Here is a 19,196-nt window from a genome sequence, read left to right on the forward strand (position 1 = left end):
CGGCTAATCCCTCTCCGTCGCTGAGGCCGCCGCGGGGCGGAGAAGGTCGAGGACGTGGGTCCAGTTGTACTTGTCGCGACCCCCGCCGGCCTTGGGCTTGTGGGGGACGTAGTCACCGATCAGGACGCCCATCGACCGGAGCCGGGCCAGGCTCTCCCCGTACGCGGGGTGGGCAGCCTGGGCGGAGTTGACGTAGGGCTGGACGGCCACGGGGATACCGAGGCCGTACGCCTCGCAGAGGATGCCGAGGGCGAGGGTGTCGGAGATGCCGGCGGCCCACTTGTTGATGGTGTTGAAGGTGGCCGGGGCGACCGCGATGGCGTCTGCCGGGGGCAGCGGTTGGGGGATGCTGGGGGTGCGCCAGGCGGAGCGGATCGGGTAGCCGGTTTGGGCTTCAATGGCTTCCTGGTCTATGAATCCGAGCCCGCTCGGGGTCGCGATCACGCCGACTCCCCAGCCCTCGGAATGGGCAGCGGTGATCAGTTCGCCCACTCCGTCGGCGATGCCCGACGCGCAGACGACGACGTAGAGGAACGGCTCGCGGTGCTCGGTCAAACCTGGACTCCCAACTCCTGGCAGAAACGGCGAAGCTCCGGGACGGCGCCGCGCCGGTCGCGAGCGGCCATGTCACCGGCCAGCTCCAGCACGCTGGGCCGTCGGCGGATGTCCTCCGAGGCACAGCTCTCCGCGATCCTGAGCGCTTTGTATCCCTCGGCCAGTCTGCCCTGCTGGCTGTAGGCCCGTGCAGCCTCAACCCACAGTGCCGCTCGGCGCTCGGGGACCGGGATGCGCCTGCGCATCAGCGGCTGGGCGGCGTCCAGCGCCGCTCCGGCGTCGCCCAGGACGACCGAGGCGCTCACCGAGTGAAGTGCGACGTTGGTCGGACTAAAGTTCGCCCACGCTTCGGGGCTGTCGAGGTCGACGTAGCGCGCGACCTCCTGGGCCTCGGCGAGGAACTCAGCGGTCGTGGCGCGGTCGCCGCCGGCGCTTGCGGCCGTCACCCCGCGAAGGAGCATGAGCCCCAGCGCGGCGAGGTACTCGGGTGGGCGCCGGTCGTAGCTGCCGGAGAGCTGGTCGGCGGTGTGCCGGATGAGGGTGACGGCGGGCGCGGTGTGCCGGTCGCGCGCGAGGACGTGCGCCTGGACGCGGACGCTGGAGGCCATCACGACGGGGTCGGCGCTCCGTTCGGCCTCGGCCATGGCACGGCCGACCGCCAGCCAGGCGTTGCCGTGGTCGCCGAGCTTGAGCAGCAGGCTGACCGCGGTCTGGTACGCCGTGGCGAGGAGGCCGGACAGGACTTGATCGTCGCCGCGGGAGGCATCCTGGGCCTGGCGAAGGTCGGCGATCAGCGAGGGCAGAGCGCCTTCGAGTTCGGCGTACCGGCAGGTGTAGAACAGCCTCCGAGCCTGGGAGAGCCGGGCCGCGAGTGCGGCCTGGGGTTGTGGCGCGTGATCGGCTGGAACAGGTCCAGGCAGCAGCGCCTGGACCAGCTCTGTCCCCACGCGGGGACGGGGCGTCGGGGTCGCGAGCGCGGCGACGCTCGCGGCCAGGAAGTTGCGACGGTGCATGTCGTCCGTCCTGCTGTCCGCACTGGTATGGGAGGACAGGCCGAGGCTTTCCAGTGGGATGTCGAGCACGGCTGCGACAGCGCGCAGGACGTCGATGTCCTGCGTCCCCTTGCCGCTCTCCAACCGGCTGATCTTCGACTGGTGGTAGCCCAGTTCGGTGGCCACGTCCGCCTGCGACCGGCCGCTCAACACTCGCGCGCGGCGGATCACCTCTCCGATCCCACCCGCAGCGGAGTGTCCTGTGGCCGTCCGCGACATGGCTTCTCCTGCCAATGCTGATCCTGCCCTGGCGAGCCGAGCGTAGCCGCACCAGGACAACCCGTCATGCACGATCTGCATGGATCATGCACGCGGAGCCGTTGCCCTAACCGTGGTGCATCGAGATGGAGTTGTCTGGTCGTCAGCAGCTCGACCATCTCGCAGCTTGCGGTTCCCCGCTCCCGCATGACCGAGGCCCATCTGCGGTCTCTCGCATGCGCGGCTCTACCCAGTGGCTAAGGAGAAGCGCCGATGACCCTCCGCTCGGATGCCCAGAGAGGCGCTACCACGCATCAGCGGGACGCGGACGCGGTGGCCGTTCCTCTCGCTTCGGAAGACGGCCGGGCGTCGAACGCAACCGCGAGCCCCTCAGATCACGCCGCTGAGCGTCGCGCGCGCCTCGCCACCGCCAGCACCCACGCCCGAGAGGTCCTCGGCCGCCACCAGTTCGAGGACGGCCGGTGCAGCGACGGCTGCGGCCCCTGGCCGTGCAACAGCGTTGTCGACGCGGTCCAAGCCTGCGACGGTGATCAGTGATCGCCTCCACTCACGCTCGGCGTATCTCGTTCATCGGCACCAAGCGCGACCACGTCCCGCCGGCCCGGGAAGCCGTCGTCCGAGTCGCCCGCTCGTGGGGGATCGACCCGACCTCGCTGGGCGACATCGCGCTGGTCGCCGACGAACTGCTCGCCAACGCGGTCATTCACGCGCCAGGAAGACTGCTGGTCGGCATCTACCTCTCCCCGGCCGGCGACCGTGTGGTGATCGAGGTCTACGACCCGTCGCGCCGGATGCCCACCGAGGCCGCCAACTTCGGCAACGACGAACTGACCACCGGTCGAGGCATGTTGCTGATCGAGGGCCTGTCGGAGACCTGGGGCGCGGAGCCGACGACCCATGGCAAGAAGGTCTGGGCCGAACTGGCCGTGCCCGCTGCCGCGGTACCCGAGCACCCTCGCTTGACCCGCAGGGCGGCACTCATCGCCAGCCTCGTCCGCACCGACCGTCCCAGGCCCCGTCCCCACGCGCCAGCCTGGCCAAGCGGTCGCGCGTACAGGTGGTTCTCGCAGCACCGCTCGCCGCGTGCCCAACGACTCCGCCCGTACCGATACAGGCACACCGGCCGGGTGGTGACGGGGCCGGTCGCCCTTTCCCCCGAGGGCGGCCGGCCCAACCCCAAGCGAACTGCCCGACCCAGCCGTATCTGCTCCACGCCAACTCGGCGCCACGGAAGGATGGATGGATGAGCAACTGGGAGTTCGTGAAGGACAGAACCGCCACCCAAGGCGCGGTGTGGAGGTCCGCCGATGGTCTGCTCTACAAGCGGACCGGCGGCGAGGACCTGCGGGCGGAGACCGAGTTCCAGCAGCTGGCCGCAAGCCTGGGCTACCCGGTGCCGGAGATCACCGACAGCGGCTCGGAGGACGGGCGGTACTTCGTCATCGAGCGCGCCATCGGCGACACCTCGTTGCACGAGGAGGCATTGGCCGACGCCGGGCAGGACGGTCAGGTCAGCTACCAGGTGATCAGCACGGCGGCGGCCGTCGCATCGAGGCTCCTGCAGGCCCAGGCGAGGCACCCCCTCCCCGCCACGCCGTGGTTCGAGAAGGCGGCCTTCGCGGCAGAGGTCTTCGAGGAGAACCCGGACCTCGACACCCCGCGCGTCCACGAAGCGGTCAAGCATGCCCTCGACCGGCTGGCCCAGCTCCCGATGGTGCACGGACATCTCGACTACGGCCTGCCCAACGTCCTCCAGGCGGGCGTCATCGACTGGCAGCACCACGGACCGGTCCCGCTCGGCTACGACGTCTACCCCGCGCTCGACATCGTGGCCTTCAAGGGCGGCGGCAAGGGCTACAGCATCACCCCGGAACAGTGCGCCGCGTACACCGGCGCACTCGACGAGACCACCGCATCCCTGATCGGGCAGCGGGTGAGCGAGCACCTGGGCGACTTCCTGCTCGCCAAGTGCTTCTTCTTCCTTGCCCTCATGCGGCCCACCGACCCCACGCGGCACGACAAGCACATCAAGTGGCAGTACCGCCGCACCCTCTTCACGATGGGACTTGATCAGTATGAGTCGTCCAACACGATCGACACCGGCACCTTCCCCACTCTGGAACGGTTCACCGCTGAACACCGGTAGGCCGGTTCCCACCGTTCGCGACCGCGACTACCTGATGGACCACCACGGAGTCGTCTTCAAGGTCATCGGCGACAGCCACCCCGGCAGCCACTACCTCGGCTACGTCAAGTACCACCCTGACGAGAAGGGCGACCGGCGGCTCTTCGACCGGACCTACCGGCAGAACAGCGTCGTGTCGAAGTCCTTCGGCATCCTCGCCGGCAGGCCGGAGTGCTACGTCTACTCCAACACCCTCGGCTGCGTCATCACCGGCATCCCACGCGAGGACGTGGCCGTCCACTACTCCTGCCGCCAGGCCCTCGCCGCCATCCACGAGGACCCCGGCGCGGTCGCCGACAACCCGGCCGGCAAGGACCTCCTGGCCATCACCGAGTGGATCACCGCGAACGACGCCCAGGGCCTGATCGGCGTCACCGGCTCCTTCCTCGTCGGCTGCTTCAACGAGCGCTCCGACATCGACCTCGTCTGCTACGGCCCCGAGGGCTACCAGGCCGCACAGGAGCTCTTCCAGCAGACCGACCTGATCCGGCCGTACGACGGAGACGACCTCACCCGGCTGTACATCCGCCGGGCCAAGTACATGGAGGGCAGCTCATTCGACGCCCTCATCAAGCAGGAACGCCGTAAGCTCCAAGGACTCACCGCCAACGCTGGCGCGCACATCAACTGCGAACCCATCCGCTCCGACCGCGACAAGACCTTCGCTCGGATCTCCTCCAAGGAGATCGGCGAGATCTCGCTCCTCGCCAAGATCACCGACCACGCCGAGGGTCTCACCACCCCGGCCGTCTACGGGATCAAGGTCAAGACCATCCTCAGCTCGACCATCGACGAGGCTGACTCCTTCGCCCGCCGGATCACCCACATGCGCTCGTACCTCGGCGCCTACACCGGCGCCTTCAGGTCCGGCGACACCGTGCACCTGTCCGGCAAGCTCGTCCACACCCAGGACGGCGAACACAGCGGCTTCGGCATCGAACTCACCCCTTGGACCGTCAGCGGCTCCTACGTCGCCAACCTCGCCGGATAGGAGCCTCGTCTTGCCCCTGCTCGTCATCCGACACGCCGAGTCCGTCGAGAACGCCGACAAGTACAACGGCTTCTACCAGGACCCCCGCCCCTACAGCGGAGCCGCCGCCCATGCCATCTCCCGCACCATCGTCGGCCTGACCCCGCGCGGCTTCCGGCAGGCCCAGTGGCTCGCCGAGGTCCTCCCGCAGCTCGCGAGCTCCGACCTGCACGTCTACACCTTGACCTACCGCAGGGCGATCGACACCGCCGCGATCGCCCTGCCGACCCTCCCAGATGGTTGGCCCCGGCAGACTGCGCTCCTGGACGAGCAGCACTACGGCGACGCCACCTACATGACCAAGCGCGAGCTCTATGACAGTTACCCCGCACTCGCCGAGGACCGCCGCGTGCTCAAGCGGGCCGCCGAGTTCGCCGCCATCGCCCAGGCCGAGCTTCAGGGAGCCCGCACCGTCGTCGCCTTCACCCACCAGACCGCCGCGGTGGCGCTCCGATCCCTGCTCGAGCTCCGCACACTGCCCGAGATCCTCGCCGAGGAGCGGAAGGGCAAGATGCCCAACGCCACGATCCTCCACTACGAGCTGCACGACGACCGGTTCACCCGGACGGGAACCATCACCCCGCCGATCTAGGAGGAGCCCGTGCGACACCTGTTCCTCAACGGGCCCGTCCAGAACGGCCCCTTCACCTTCGCCTCCCGCCCCGGCAAGGCCGTCGGCATCCGCCTTGCCGCCGCCCTCAACGCCATCCTCGGCTTACCGCCCGCACCTCACCTCTGGAACACAGTCACTCTCGCCGGAGACCTCCGCCACCGCCAGGCCGACGGCCCGAAGATCCCCCGCCAGCGGTTCGAGGCCGACCTGATAGCCGACAAGTACCCGCCCGGACAGTCCCCGGTGGGCGGCATCATGACCGACACCGACGCCGAGGTTGCCGGCCTGGCGCTGGAGATGATCGAGAACAACCTCCGCGCCGGCACCCTCACCATCAGCCGCGAGACGGTCCCGACCTGCCGAGCCTGCGGTCACATGACCGGCACCGGCAACCACCCCTGCAACGCCTGCGGCAGCACCGAAACCCGGGAGCGCACCGGCCTCCACCTCGTCGCCGAACTCGCGAAGGACCGCCCCGTCCTCGACCGCTCGGACATCCACGCCAGCCACCGCCAGCAGCCCAAGCACCTCCAGCACACCGCTGCCAACGTTGCCCAGCGCCTGATCCTCTCCCGAACCCGCGACCACGGCATCGACCTCTCGCCCATCGGCCTCAGCGGCCTCGTCCTCGACCCACGCGTCGGTATCCACGCCACCGTCCTCGCCGCGGCGCGCCGGCACGAGGCGGACACGGCCGTCATGACCATCACCGAGAACGCGGCCAACCACATCGCCGCCCACGGCCAGCACTTCCGTGAACACGGCGGCACCCGGCTTCAGTACGCCCTGCACGGTCACCTCCCGTATGACCACACGGCAAGCCTGCAGCCGCTGCACGACGCGTACCGAGCCACCCAGGCGATCAAGGATGACTTCGAAGCGTGGTTCCTCCCGCTCCTCTCCCTGAAGATCAAGACCGCCACGGGCCGGGACCAACTGCCCGCGCTCTTCAAGCACTACATGCGAGCACACCTGGCCAAGCCCGTTGCGGCCGACGGAGCCGTCCTCGAAGCCGTACAGCGCTCGGTCTACGCCGGTGACACCGAATGGATCACGGACAAGCAGGCGCTGGCCACCGTGATGGCTGCCCGCGCGACAGTGTCGGTCGTCGCTATGGAGATCTGACAAGCAGGTCCGGCGAGCCCACTACTCTCGGCTTGAATATGTCTGGAGGGGGATCGCCGCCCATGGGAAGGACCGAGTACTACAACGACCCGAATGCGCCGAAGGCCAACACCCTCATCCCCGCCAGCAACATGCTCGTCGTCGACGCCCAGGGCGCCATCCTGCTCCAGCGACGCCGCGATACCGGCCAGTGGGCCTTGCCTGGCGGGGCCCAGGACATCGGCGAGACCGCCGCCCAGGGCGCGGGCGCCGTGCGCGAGTTCCTGGAGGAGACCGGTATCGTCGCCGAGATCACCGGCTTCCTCGGCGTGTACACGAACCCGAACCACATCGTCGCCTATGCCGACGGCGAGATCCGCCAGCAGTACGAGAACACGTACGTCGGCTGCCCCGTCGTCGGCGTGCCCACGGTCAACGACGAGGCCGACGGTGTCCGCTTCATCCAGCCTACCGACCTCGACCAGTACGACATCCACCCCAGCATGCGCCAGCAGATCGGCGATTACCTCGCCGGCGTCTGCCCACACCTCGGCTAAGCCAGGCGCGGAATCTCCCTGCACCCTCACGCGCGTCAGCGAGACCGGCATCCGTGCCCGGGACCGCGACTGGTACTACCTGCCAGCCCAGCGCATGGATGCGATCCGGAGTGATTCGTTGTCAGTCTGAAGAGGGCTCCAGGGGCTCCTGCATCACATCGGATGGTAAGGCGAAGCGCATGGGGTCCCCGTCTAAGTTGGCGGGGCGGCATGATCCCAGTTCGGCCGTTCGTCCCTGGAGTGCAGCTTCACGATCTACGCTAGGTGGCAAGCTATCGCCCGAGCGTCACTACCCTTGTCTGGCGGTGACTCAGCGGTATGTGGCGGGGGAGGAGGTGGTGTCGAGCGTGGAGGGGATGGCACGTGGCGGGTCGGTGGAGGTGCTCAGACATCTACACTTGCAACTCGATCACCACTTTCGGATACTCCACGAGCGTCGCCGGGCCTTGCATCCGCCAGCGCCCGTATTTGCGTTGGAGCACGACCTCGGTGGTGAGGAACTCGAACTTCTCCTGGCCGCAGTGCGTGGGGCTGTCGCCGATGGACTCGACGCGCGGTATCGCGCCTGGTGGTTGCCCTTCGTCGTGTTCGCTGCTGAGATCGGCTACGACTACGACGGGGGCGAGTTCTGGCCCCTTTGGGGGCAGAAGGCGCCGGGATGGGAAGGCGGACCCCACTGGAACGTTCCGCTCAACCGGAAACGCATCAGGCAGTGGTTCAGGCGATTTGCGGACGACTACGGGGGCGCGGAGCCGAGAGGCGGCTTCGCTTCGAACTTCACCATCATTGCGTGGCCGATCACACATGCCGTGATGCCGGCGGACCTTCAGCGGCAGATGGCCCAGCTTCTGTTCGAGTCGCGCGGAGTGTTGAACGCGGAACTGCTGGCTGACCCTGACGCACTCGGTGGTTGTCTGGCCGCGCGCACGGTGGGATACAGCGACCGCTTCCGCATCTTCTGCGCCAACCAGAGCCTCCTCGGCCAGGTCGCCGTTGCGCTGCTCTCCGGCGACGAGGAGGAGTCCCCGTACCTGGTGCGGTCGACACTCGCTCGTCTGGTCTCTGACTTGAGCAATGAACAGGCCTCCCGTAGTTGGCTCTTGCGCGCCAGACACTCCGCTAACCAGATCCGCTCGAGAGGTTTCCTTCCGACGGGCACGGGCGCCACGTCCGTACAGCGCAGGAATCTCGTCCCAGGTGTGGTCAGCCCCAGGCTGCTCTTGCGCCACCAACATGGTGGCTGGCAGCCGTATGTGGAACTGCCTGATCTCACGCCACTGCAGGCAATCAACGCAGAGGTCGAGCACGAGCTCCGGAGTCTGCGCGCAAGGGTCGAGGGTCACCCTCGCCCGCTGGCCCGAGGTCGACTGCTGTGGCCCGACAAGGTGCTGCTGTCCGCCTGGCCTCGACCCGGCGCCCGAGTCATCGAACTGGAGCGCGGATCCGAGGCCGTCAACAGGCTGATCGCCGAGCACTGCGCCCTCAACACCGGGCCGTGGTGGCTGTTCAGGAAGCGGTCTGTCGGGGAAGCCCTGGAGGTTAAGGGCAAGTTCGTTCGACCCGGAAGCGAGTACTGCCTGGTTGGACGGGCGGGCAACAGACCTCCGTCTTTGCCCTGGATCGTGCCGACCGTGATCCCGGTTGAAGGCGTGCACGCCTTCGAGTTCGCGGTGCCAGAGATGATTGGCGCGGCGGACGTCGAGCAACTTGGATCTCTCGGGCTGGCAGTGGCGTCCGACGTCTCGATTCGACCGGTTGGACTGGTGCCAGGATCCTGGGATGGGGACGGCGCCATCGAGTGGCTCGCCGGGGAGCCGGCCATGTTGGCCGTCCAGTCTGCGCACGCCGCGGACAAGTGCGCCGTGACCGTGAACCGAGGCCTTCCCATCGTTCTGGAGTTCCCAGCGGGCCAACCCGAGCTGTTCTTTGCTCTCGAGAACCTCGCAGTGGGTAAGCACGATGTGAACGTTGCCCTGCTCACTCCGGAGACGGATCGGCCCCTCTTTAGCGGCTCCCTGACGATCACGATCCGTGACCTGCACACCGGCCGCGAAGCGGCGACGGAAGGTACTGCGATCCGGCTCTTCACCACACCGGCGCGCCCAAAGATGACTGAACTGTGGGATGGCAGGGCCAGTCTCTCGATTGACGGTCCACTGGAGACAAGGGCCGAATTGTCGATCACTCTTCGCGACGAGGGGGGTAGGGATCTCGAACGACAGCTTTGCGGAATTTCTGTGCCCTTCAGCGATGGAGCGTGGGCGAAGCTAACGGAACAGGTCTTGCGCAAGAAGAAGATGCTCAGCGCGTTCGAAGAGGCCGAGTCATGTGAAGTGTCGGTATCCCGCAACGGAGTTGGGTTCGCATCCCTGGTCTGCGAACGCGGCTTCGACCCGCTTCGCTGGGTACTCGTCAAGCGGCACAACGGGCGACACGATGCGAGGCTGATAGACCGAACAGGCAGCGACGACACTCAGGTGCACATGTTCTCGGTGGAGGACCCGCTGGTCGCCAAGGAGCAGGATCCTCGTATGCCCATCACTGTGCCGGCTACAGGCGGACTTCTCCAAGCGACCTCCGGCAAGTTGGAAGCAGCGGTCATCCTGCCGCCCGAGCCGAACCTGCTGCGCCACGCCCATCTAGCCGTGCGATCTTCGGGTGACGGGCTCCATGAGGTCCAGCGGCTCATCGAAGGCCACCGTCGGTGGCTCGATGCCCATGTTCCGGCTGACCTGTTTGCTCGTCACCAGCAGGAGCAAGTCCTCGAGGTGATCACCACGTCGCTTGTGTCGCTCGTTGCCGGGCACCGGTGGGCGAACCTTGAGCGCAAGCGCAAGACAGCAGGTGCGCACCGGCAGATCGAGTTGCTCGATGAAATGGAGGAGCTCGTAGGCGAGGGTTTCAAACAACGCGCCGCAGCCAAGCAGATCGCTCGTCATCTTTGGGAGTGGACGGATTCACCGGCTGCGCTGAGTGACGGATTTTCTGACGCCATTGAAGCCATGGCGACGTCCAGCGGCATGGGTGAGCCTCATGCGGCAGCTGACTTCCTTCTGGCGCTCGCGAGCAACCCGGGGGCGGTCGCGAACTGGGCAGAGACCGAAAGGATCCGGCTCCTGAAGTGTGTGCTGATTTCCCCCGCGCTCATCCGGGCGGGAAGGTTCGCGGTCTTGGGTACTGAAGCCCTCCGGGAAGCACCGGACCAGTCGGCTACCGGGGGTCGTCGATGAGTGTTTCCGCGCTCAGTTGCCATGAGGTCGCCAGGCGTGCCGTCCACATGCTTGGCTTGGACGAGACGTTGATCGATCTGAGCGCACCCGAGGCGATCTGCTCGTCACTTCGCCGAGCGGCTTCGTTCTTGTGCCCGACGACACCGCGTGAACTCGTTGACGCGGTGATGGAGGTTCTGGGTCCGCTCGATGTCTCGTCCGCGGCCACTCGTGGACAGCTAGCGACCCAATTGGATCTGCTGGTGGCAATCGGCGACCTGGTCGAACTCCCGAACCGAATGGATCTCGGGCGCAGGAAGCTCTATCTTGCTCCGCCCTCGTATGTGACGCAGGCCCCCGGGCGCTACCTCCTGCTAGGTGTGCGGCCCGACGGCCTCCCGCTCCTGGACGAGTCCGTCGGCGGGGACGTGCGCCACGAGGGCCATGTCCGGTCCATCGAACTGGATGCCACGACGGGTCCGGCTCGGTTGCATGCCGCCGGACTCCATGCGATCAGCATGCACGACTGGCGCAGGCAGCCGAGCGTGGCCAGCGCCACCAGTGTCGTCGGCGGGATGCGTCAACGCCTGGACAGGGCAGCACAGTCAGGTCTCGTGAGAGATCTGAAGCTCCTCGATCCTGAGTCGTCGATCCTTCACTATCGGGCCCGGTGGCGGCGTCCAGTCGACGGTGACTGCGGAGACTACGTTGCTCGTCGACCGCAGGCATATGGCGCTGACTTGTGGTCTTTTGTTCGCGTGGAGAGCGGCCAGCCTCTAGCCCTCATCGATCTGCCGACTGACGATCCTGCGGGCTCAGCGTGCGACGAGGCGTGGCGGCTTCAGGCGGCGATCGACGCCACACGGGGAGAGCCGCAAGCTGTGCGCATTCGGCCTGCCGGCGGAGCCCCAGGGAGTCGCACGCTCGATCTCTTCGGCCCCGTGCCTGGGTGGGCGCAGCGTTACCTGGAGCTCGTGGCCGTTCCTGTCCCGCCGGCCAGGGATGCGCTGATCACCTATCGCGTGCCGCTCTGGGCGATCGGTGAACTTACGGAGTTCTTCACTGACATGCTGTGGATGCACGTCAACGATGAGGGAGGGGTGGCGTGACCACGGAAGCGCCTACGATCGCAGAGACGGTCGCCAGCATTCAGGCGGCTCTTCGGGACTACATCGAGGCCACGTACCACGTGGGGCACCCCACCGTGATCGAGCAGCGTCGCGAGTTGTTGAACCGGGAGGGCGTGCTCTTCCGCGCGCCATTCATCGAGAGTACCCCGCGCTACCAGACTGGCCGGGGCTTCGCCGATCTCGAACTCGATGCAGCGGCCAAGACACTCCTTGGTGCCCTGAGTGCACGCGTCGGTGGTCACCCGCCACTCCTCTATGACCCGCCGTACACCCACCAGGCAGAGGCCCTGGAGTGGACGGCTCGCGACGGCCTCAGCCTGGCTGTGACGACCGGCACGGGTTCTGGAAAGACGGAGACGTTCCTCGAGCCGATGCTGGCGAAGCTCGCAACGGAGGCCGCACACAAGCCTGAGTCGTTCGCAGCCCCCTCCGTACGCGCCCTGATCCTCTATCCGATGAACGCGCTGGTGAACGATCAACTGGGACGTCTTCGGTTGCTGCTCGGTGATCCGCGAGTCACCGCACAGTTCACCGCGTGGGCCGGACGTCCAGCACGCTTCGCCCGCTACACGAGCCGCACGCTGTACCCCGGTGTTCGGCGGGTCGAGAAGGATCAAGAGCGGCTGCGGTCGATTGAGGACTTCTACATCGACCTCATTGACCGGGCGTCCAACCCCTCGGCACAAGGACATAGTGAAGCCACCGCTCTCATTGAGAAGTTGCAGTCGCGTGGAAAGTGGCCGGCCAAACCGGACCTGAAAGCCTGGTACGGAGAACGCGGCTCCCGCTGGAAGAACAGGGAGGGCAAGTTCATTCGTGCGGTCCTCCGGCATGAGGACCCCGAGCTCCTGACGCGCCATGAAGTGCTGGACACGCCGCCAGACGTGCTCATCACGAACTACTCGATGCTTGAGTACATGCTCATGCGTCCGCTCGAGCGGCCGGTCTTCGATGCGACCCGGGCATGGTTGGAGAACAACCCGGACGAGAGGTTCCTTCTGGTTGTAGACGAGGCCCACCTCTACCGCGGAGCGGCTGGCGCCGAGGTAGCCCTCCTGCTCCGGCGACTCCGCGCAAGGCTTGGGATCACGCCCGATCGGCTGCAGGTGATCTGCACAAGCGCGAGCTTTGCCAGCGCGGAGTACGCGCGCCTGTTTGCCGCGCAGTTGAGCGGCAAGTCTCCAGACGACTTCAAGACGGTGGAAGGACGACTCGCCCCGCGGGAACCCGCCATCACCGGGACCATCCAGGACGCAGAGGCCCTCGCTGCCGTACCGATGCACACGTTCTACGAGGCGGAGTCAGACGCTGGCCGCATTGACGCGGTCCGCGGGTTGCTGGACTACCGGGAGGTCACTGAGAAGGCGCCCGGAGTCAGTGCGGGTCAACTGCTCCACCAGGCCCTTGTCGACTTCGCCCCGATGAATCTGCTCGTCAACCAGACGATGCAAAGGGCTCATCCGCTCGATGAACTGGGTACCAGCATCTTTCCCGCTGCGGAGAAGGAGCTTGCCGATAGAGCGGCCTCAACGCTGGTAGCGCTCGGAAGCGCCGCCCGCCGGTCAACGGATGACGCCGGGCTGCTGCCGTGCCGAGTGCACGCGTTCTTCCGAGGGCTGGCAGGATTGTGGGCCTGTCTCGACCCCGAATGTTCAGAGGCCGACCAGGAGGCGAGCTCGGAACCTGGTCCGGTCGGCAAGCTCTACGCCCAGCCGCAGGCCACATGCGGATGCGGAGCCCGTGTCTTCGAGTTGTACACCTGCCGGCACTGCGGCTCCGCTTATGCGCGAGCCTATACGGACGATGTACTTGAACCATCCCATCTCTGGCACGAGCCAGGTGCGGATTTCTATTCCTCCACTGGCTCCATCCCCGAACTCCAAGCGCTCGATCTACTGCTGGAGGCCCCGTCGCATGACGCGGCTAACGTGGAGCCCGCGGACCTTGATCTCATCACCGGTCGACTCAATCCACCAGGGGAGCCTGGGCCACGCACGCGCAGCGTCTTCATCCCTCGGCTCCGTGGGGGAGAGTCCGTCGGAAGTGACGATGATGGCGAAGAGGGTGAGGCGAACGGAGAGTTCAAGCCCTGCGGCGTGTGCGGGCGACTCGCTGGCTTCGGTCGATCATCGGTACAGGATCACCAGACGAAGGGTGATCAGCCCTTCCAGGCGTTGGTGACTCGTCAAGTCGAGGTTCAACCGCCTGGCGCGCAACCGTACAGCGACTTCGCCCCGTTGCGCGGGCGCAAGGTGCTCGCATTCTCCGACTCCCGGCAGGTTGCCGCGCGACTTGCGCCCAACCTGCAGACCTACTCGTTGCGCGATGTCATGCGGCCGGTGATCCTGCGGGGGTGGCGGGAGCTCGCTAATCACCAAGTTCTGGGGCCGATTCTCGCTCTGGACAGGCTGTATGTGGCGGTTATGGCCGGATCACATGTGCTGTCAGTGCGGCTGCGTCCAGAACTGCGCCCGACAGAGTCGCTCCAGGTGATGGGCACGGTCGCACGGGCAATCGACAAGGGCGCGCTCACAGGCAACCTCGCTGAAACGGGTGCGCTCTTCACCACCGCCTTGCCGCCGCAGTCGCTGTTGCGCGCTATGTATGCAACGCTCACGGACAAGTACTACGGGCTGTCATCGCTTGGATTGGCCTCGATCCGTGAGCGGGCGAACCTCACGGACGAGTTGCTCGCGAAGTTGCCGGACATCGGCGGCGTCGCAGAGGGTGCCGAAGCCAAGCTGGCTTTTGTCCGGTTGTGGCTGGCCGCTTGGAGTGGCCCTGGCATCTGGTTCCCGTCGATGACTGACGGGGACTGGTGGAAGCAGAAGGGCGGCGTCCAGCCACACGCGGGAAGGTTCAAGTCCGTCGACCGCTTGCTCGGATCGAACGCCGCAAGGAAGAAGTTCAGAGAGGGGTGGCTACCCGCACTGCTCACAACCTTCTGCGAATCGGTAGGTAGCGGTAACTACCGCATGCTGGCCTCGAATTTGGCTTTGGAACTCGGTGGGCAGTGGGGCTACTGCGAGCGGTGTCGCTTCACGCAGCGGCCACTTCCTGGCAGTTGCAAGTGCGGCAGTTGTGGCGCCGATCGAGTCCGCACCCTGGACCCCGATACCGATCCGGTCTTCCAGGCCCGGAAGGGCTACTACCGAGCCAGTGCCGTCCGGGCTCTCAACAGCCCGCCTGAGCTTCCCATGAGTATCATCGCCGCCGAGCACACGGCGCAGCTCAACGCCGCGCAGTCGGACGCCGTCTTCTCTAAGGCCGAGGAGCACGAGTTGCTCTTCCAGGACGTTGATCTCGGCCGGTCCTCGCAGGGAGAGCAGTCGCGCGCCGCCATTGACGTGCTTTCCTGCACGACCACCATGGAGGTCGGCATCGACATCGGCAACCTGACCGGTGTGGCCCTCCGCAACATGCCGCCGTCTCGTGCCAACTACCAGCAACGAGCGGGCCGCGCCGGCCGCCGTGGCAATGCGGTCGCCACAGTGCTTGCCTTCGGCAGCGCTGACACGCACGACGACCACTACTTCCGCCAGCCAGACCTGATGATCCGCGGCAAGGTCGATGATCCGGTGTTGACCATGGACAACGAAGAAATCGTGCGGCGCCATGTCATCGCCTATCTGCTGCAGCGTTACCACCAGGATCGACTGCCAGCAATCCAGCCCGAGGACCAGCCTCAGCTCTTCGAAGTTCTGGGACAGGTCACCTCATTCACAGGGACGACATCCCCGCTCAACCGAACGGACCTGGAAGAGTGGCTGAAGAGCAATGAGAACGTGCTTCGCGAAGAGGTCGCGGCCTGGCTTCCCGACGAACTGAGCGCAGACGCCCGTACAGAAGTCCTACAAGCCATCGTGACGCGAACGCTTTTCGAGATCGACAGAGCTCTCGAGCTTGACCTTGACGGGTCGCCCGTAGAGGCGAATACGGTCGAAGACCCGCTGCTGAGCTCTGAGGCGGAGGTTGAACCCCCGGTAGAGCTCGACGCGGAGGAGCCGAACGCCCGACGGAGCCAGAAGAACCTGCTCGACCGTCTCCTGTACAAGGGCGTCCTGCCGCGCTACGCGTTTCCGACCGATGTGGTCGCCTTCCACGTCTTCGATGTCAACTCGTCCACGCGGTTCAACACTCAGTTCCAATATGCTGCCAGTCAGGGTCTCACGGTGGCGCTCAGCCAGTATGCGCCGGGCAAGGTGGTGTGGATCGACAACAAGGAATGGACCTCTGGGGCCATCTACTCACCGGTCCAGAAGGAGCGCTATCAGGCATGGCAGGAACGGCTGCTCTACTTCGAATGCCAGGACTGCCACTATGCCAAGCACTTCCCATTCGATGAGGCAGAGCGCGGAAAGGAGCGCAACTGTCCGGCCTGCGGCGCCGAGGGTAAGTTCGGCAAGGCCAAGACCTGGATGCGACCGCCCGGGTTCGCGCACCCGGCAGACCAGGATCCGGGAACGAGCCCGGACGACGCCCCGGCGCGCAGCTACGCGACGCGCGCCAAGCTCATGGCACCTGGGCCGACGGAGGAGACCGCCTGGAAGCGAGTCACTGAACGCGTGGCTCAGACGTACCGCAGAGAGACTCTGCTGGTCACCAACACCGGCCCCCGCAACGAGGGATACACGTACTGCACCCGCTGCGGCCTCATCGAACCGACCGCTATGGCCACGGGAAGGCTGCTCGCTACCCACAAGAAGCCTTTCCCCGACCTGAAGGCACCAGAATGCCCCGGCACCGGCTCAACCCGGGGGATGGTGTTGGGCACCGACTTCATTTCCGACGTGCTCTTGGTGCGCTTGAGGGTCGACTCGCCGATCACGCTGAGGCCAGCGAATCTCTCGACGCACATCGCACTGCGCTCAGTTGCCGAGGCGCTCACGATCGCGGCGACCCTAAAGCTCGGCATTGAAGCCACGGAGTTGCAGGCGGAGTACCGGCCGGCGCTGACTGCCCTAGGTAACGAAGGCCTGGAAGCCGAGATCTACCTCTACGACACGCTTGCGGGCGGAGCCGGCTTCGCTCGAAGGGTCAACGACTACGGTGTGGAGATCCTCGAGGATACGCTGAAACTTCTTGAGGACTGCCCGGAGAACTGCGACCAGTCCTGCTACAGGTGTCTGCGCAGCTTTCGGAATCGCTTTGAGCACAGCCTCCTCGACCGTCATGTCGGCGCCAGCCTTCTGCGGTACCTGATCCACGGGACAGCACCCACCCTGAACGACGAACGGCTCGAGCAGTCGGCCGACACCCTCTACGAGGACCTCAGTAGTCGAGGGAGCGACGCGCACTTCACGCGTGGCGCCAAGATCGAAATCGAGGGTGTCGGAGCAATCACCGCGCCGATTCTGGCCCAGCGCGGCAACCAGCAGTGGATCTTCGGCGTGCATGACCCGCTGAGCCCCGATGTGGCACCCACCGAAGAACTGCGCCGCGCGAAGGAGGCGGGCAGCGTGCCGGTCCATCTGATCGACGACACGGTCATCTCACGTAACCTCCCGTTCGCCAGCAATCAGGCGCTTCAGACACTGAGCTAGGCGAGAGCGGATAGTGGCCCGCCGCCCCATCGCAATCCGGCGGCGGGCCTTCTGCGACTACAGCATGGTTCGCGTCGAAGTGGCAGTCAGAGCGACAGTGGCGGACCGCCGTCAGGAGAAGCCAGGAGGGGGTATATGTCAACAGACGGCAGCGAAGACAAGATGGGTGAAGACGACCTTGCGGAAGGCCAGGTGCCCATCACCGCACTACAGGAACACTTCAGCGTTTCGTTCACGCGGATGATCGCCTATGCGGCCGGATGCTCTATCAAGCCTCACGAGACCGACTACGAAGGCGTCGACATTACGATCGTCTCGTCGACGGAGTACCGTGGCTACTACGGTCCTCAATTCGAGCTTCAGTTGAAGTGCACCTACCAAGAAAGTCTACTCAAAGACGACAGTATGACTTGGCGGATGAAGGCGAAGCCCTTTCGGAAACTGACGCGCAGCAAGCGGTACATTCCGGCGTACCTCGGCGTGCTCCTGATACCTCGCGATCCGGAGCCATGGATCGATGTGAATGAATGGGGACTTTTCACGCGTAGCCGCATGTTCTGGGAATCCGCCGAGAACCTCCGATATGACGGACCAATCAAGGACTACCACACTGTCCATCTGCCGCGTCGGAATCTGTTCACGGGCGATCAGCTCCAGGGCATCATGAAGTCCATTGGCGATGCAGAGGAAGAGCAGAGGTGAGTCGGACGGCATTTGACGCGTACCGTGAGATCGCATCCTCGCTGACTCCGGCTGCAGTGTCTCAGTTTCTCGCTTCCCAAGATTGGGAACTGGAACAGCGTCAGTCGAAAGTCCGCGAAGTCTGGCGCTACCGCTCGGATGGTCCACTTCTGGCAGCGCCGCGGGTCATGATCCCTTTGGCTACGGATTTCGCCGACTTCACGCCGCGTTTCATCGATGCACTGGAATCGCTGGGGCACATCCACGACTGGGATGCAGGTCAACTTCTCGAGCATGTCCTGGCCACGCGCGCCGACCTGTTCTTCGTCCGCCTCGACCAGCGCATGACCGACGGCACGATCCCCTTCAAACAGGCCGAAAGGACCCTGCAGGGGATCCACAAGATGATGAAGGCATCGGCCACGACAGCCGCGGACCCCAACCACTCGCACAAGGGGCGCCGCCCGCAAGCGGTGGGAGAGTTCCTGGAGGAAGCTGTACGGCTCGGCCACACTAAGCGGGGCAGCTTTGTCTTCACCGTGGTGACGCGCCTGGGCGACGCCGATTCCCAGTCGGCGAATGGCCCCGAGCGGCTGACCACCACCTTCCCGCGGCGAGTAATGGAGACCCTAGCCAGAGGCCTGGAGGCCACAAGACTGTTGGCGCAAGCTGGGGGGCATCAATCCCTCATCTCTCCGGGCGGTTTGGGGCTCAGCGTGGGCCTCATCGAGTCGCTCGAAGACTTGTCGGCGCCGGAAAATCTGCAATCACTGGATTTGTCCTTTGAGTGGGCTGCTGCAGAACGAAGGCCGGACGTCGGGCTGGCAACGATTTCGTTCGACCGGGACTTGATTGTCGAATTCCCGCATATCCGGGAGCAACTCATCCGGAGGGATGAGCCCGTCCGCCGCGAAACGCTGGTGGGACTCGTTAAGTCCCTGGCACGAGACGAATCCACGCCTAGCGGCGAAGAGACGGCGATCGTCACCATCGCGGCGGAGGTGAATGGCAGGGCTCTGCGGGTTCAGGTTCCTCTTGCAGGGGACGACCACGGCTGGGCCATCATGTCGTACAAGCGTCAACTCCCCTTCACAGTCACCGGGGACTTGTCATACGAGCGCCGTGCTTGGCGCCTGACGGGCGACATCGTGGTCGATTCGAGTTTCCTGCGTCACATCTCAGGGTCTTCAGCTCCGGACTTGGGAGAAGCCTAGGGCTGGCGCGCGCATTGCCCGAACGGTTCCCGATCGATGCCCTCAGCACACCGATGCTCGCTGGCCGCTGGTTGCCGCACTATTGGAAGTTCGGGTGCGACAGC

The 19,196-nt window shown here is 65.6% G+C and carries 14 protein-coding genes; 11 read left to right on the forward strand and 3 right to left on the reverse strand.

Going from position 1 to position 19,196, the window contains the following annotated elements; translation table 11 throughout:
• Positions 1 to 3: 3 nt before the first annotated feature.
• From ACIQTO_RS02050 to ACIQTO_RS02060, 3 genes are all read right to left on the reverse strand, one after another.
• Complete coding sequence (locus ACIQTO_RS02050; protein ID WP_363365115.1) at positions 4 to 555, reverse strand: flavoprotein; 552 nt, start codon at positions 553 to 555, stop codon at positions 4 to 6.
• On the reverse strand, positions 552 to 1,826 hold the full coding sequence (locus tag ACIQTO_RS02055) for a helix-turn-helix domain-containing protein (protein WP_402382715.1): 1,275 nt from the start codon (positions 1,824 to 1,826) through the stop codon (positions 552 to 554). The genes ACIQTO_RS02050 and ACIQTO_RS02055 overlap by 4 nt, the downstream gene beginning before the upstream one ends.
• Positions 1,827 to 2,195: 369 nt before the next feature.
• A complete protein-coding gene (locus ACIQTO_RS02060; RefSeq protein WP_329885683.1) occupies positions 2,196 to 2,342 on the reverse strand; it encodes a hypothetical protein in 147 nt (48 codons plus the stop codon).
• 17 nt (positions 2,343 to 2,359) lie between these two features.
• Between ACIQTO_RS02060 and ACIQTO_RS02065 the strand changes: the two genes are divergently transcribed.
• From ACIQTO_RS02065 to ACIQTO_RS02115, 11 genes are all read left to right on the forward strand, one after another.
• Positions 2,360 to 3,073 (forward strand): ATP-binding protein, encoded by a 714-nt coding sequence (locus ACIQTO_RS02065; protein WP_402381583.1) that lies wholly within the window; start codon positions 2,360 to 2,362, stop codon positions 3,071 to 3,073.
• A complete protein-coding gene (locus ACIQTO_RS02070) occupies positions 3,070 to 3,972 on the forward strand; it encodes a phosphotransferase (protein WP_402381586.1) in 903 nt (300 codons plus the stop codon). The genes ACIQTO_RS02065 and ACIQTO_RS02070 overlap by 4 nt, the downstream gene beginning before the upstream one ends.
• Before the next feature lie 34 nt (positions 3,973 to 4,006).
• Complete coding sequence (locus ACIQTO_RS02075) at positions 4,007 to 5,002, forward strand: nucleotidyltransferase domain-containing protein (RefSeq protein WP_402381589.1); 996 nt, start codon at positions 4,007 to 4,009, stop codon at positions 5,000 to 5,002.
• A 10-nt stretch (positions 5,003 to 5,012) separates the two neighbouring features.
• Complete coding sequence (locus ACIQTO_RS02080; RefSeq protein WP_402381592.1) at positions 5,013 to 5,633, forward strand: histidine phosphatase family protein; 621 nt, start codon at positions 5,013 to 5,015, stop codon at positions 5,631 to 5,633.
• Between the two features lie 9 nt (positions 5,634 to 5,642).
• Complete coding sequence (locus ACIQTO_RS02085) at positions 5,643 to 6,779, forward strand: hypothetical protein (protein ID WP_402381595.1); 1,137 nt, start codon at positions 5,643 to 5,645, stop codon at positions 6,777 to 6,779.
• A gap of 62 nt (positions 6,780 to 6,841) precedes the next feature.
• Positions 6,842 to 7,315, forward strand: coding sequence for an NUDIX hydrolase (locus ACIQTO_RS02090; RefSeq protein ID WP_402381598.1), 474 nt, complete (start codon positions 6,842 to 6,844; stop codon positions 7,313 to 7,315).
• 473 nt (positions 7,316 to 7,788) lie between these two features.
• A complete protein-coding gene (locus ACIQTO_RS02095) occupies positions 7,789 to 10,545 on the forward strand; it encodes a hypothetical protein (protein ID WP_402381601.1) in 2,757 nt (918 codons plus the stop codon).
• The gene (locus ACIQTO_RS02100) at positions 10,542 to 11,633 is read left to right on the forward strand and encodes a hypothetical protein (protein ID WP_402381604.1); all 1,092 of its coding nucleotides are present in this window, start codon (positions 10,542 to 10,544) and stop codon (positions 11,631 to 11,633) included. Before ACIQTO_RS02095 ends, ACIQTO_RS02100 begins: the two co-directional genes overlap by 4 nt.
• Positions 11,630 to 17,197 carry a DEAD/DEAH box helicase gene (locus ACIQTO_RS02105; protein ID WP_402381607.1) on the forward strand — a complete coding sequence of 1,856 codons (5,568 nt, stop codon included), beginning with the start codon at positions 11,630 to 11,632 and terminating at the stop codon, positions 17,195 to 17,197. Before ACIQTO_RS02100 ends, ACIQTO_RS02105 begins: the two co-directional genes overlap by 4 nt.
• Positions 17,198 to 17,332: 135 nt before the next feature.
• Complete coding sequence (locus ACIQTO_RS02110; RefSeq protein ID WP_402381609.1) at positions 17,333 to 17,899, forward strand: DUF4365 domain-containing protein; 567 nt, start codon at positions 17,333 to 17,335, stop codon at positions 17,897 to 17,899.
• A complete protein-coding gene (locus tag ACIQTO_RS02115; protein WP_402381611.1) occupies positions 17,896 to 19,092 on the forward strand; it encodes a hypothetical protein in 1,197 nt (398 codons plus the stop codon). Before ACIQTO_RS02110 ends, ACIQTO_RS02115 begins: the two co-directional genes overlap by 4 nt.
• Positions 19,093 to 19,196 lie beyond the last annotated feature (104 nt).

It is taken from the genome of Kitasatospora sp. NPDC091207 (assembly GCF_044768625.1).
Lineage (GTDB): Bacteria > Actinomycetota > Actinomycetes > Streptomycetales > Streptomycetaceae > Kitasatospora.

What these genes read in the sequence shown, in the direction of transcription:
- ACIQTO_RS02110 (WP_402381609.1), top strand. Translation starts at nt 17,333, where the DNA reads ATGTCAACAGACGGCAGCGAAGACAAGATGGGTGAAGACGACCTTGCG.
- ACIQTO_RS02075 (WP_402381589.1), top strand. Translation starts at nt 4,007, where the DNA reads ATGGACCACCACGGAGTCGTCTTCAAGGTCATCGGCGACAGCCACCCC.
- ACIQTO_RS02055 (WP_402382715.1), bottom strand. Translation starts at nt 1,826, where the DNA reads ATGTCGCGGACGGCCACAGGACACTCCGCTGCGGGTGGGATCGGAGAG.
- ACIQTO_RS02090 (WP_402381598.1), top strand. Translation starts at nt 6,842, where the DNA reads ATGGGAAGGACCGAGTACTACAACGACCCGAATGCGCCGAAGGCCAAC.
- ACIQTO_RS02070 (WP_402381586.1), top strand. Translation starts at nt 3,070, where the DNA reads ATGAGCAACTGGGAGTTCGTGAAGGACAGAACCGCCACCCAAGGCGCG.
- ACIQTO_RS02100 (WP_402381604.1), top strand. Translation starts at nt 10,542, where the DNA reads ATGAGTGTTTCCGCGCTCAGTTGCCATGAGGTCGCCAGGCGTGCCGTC.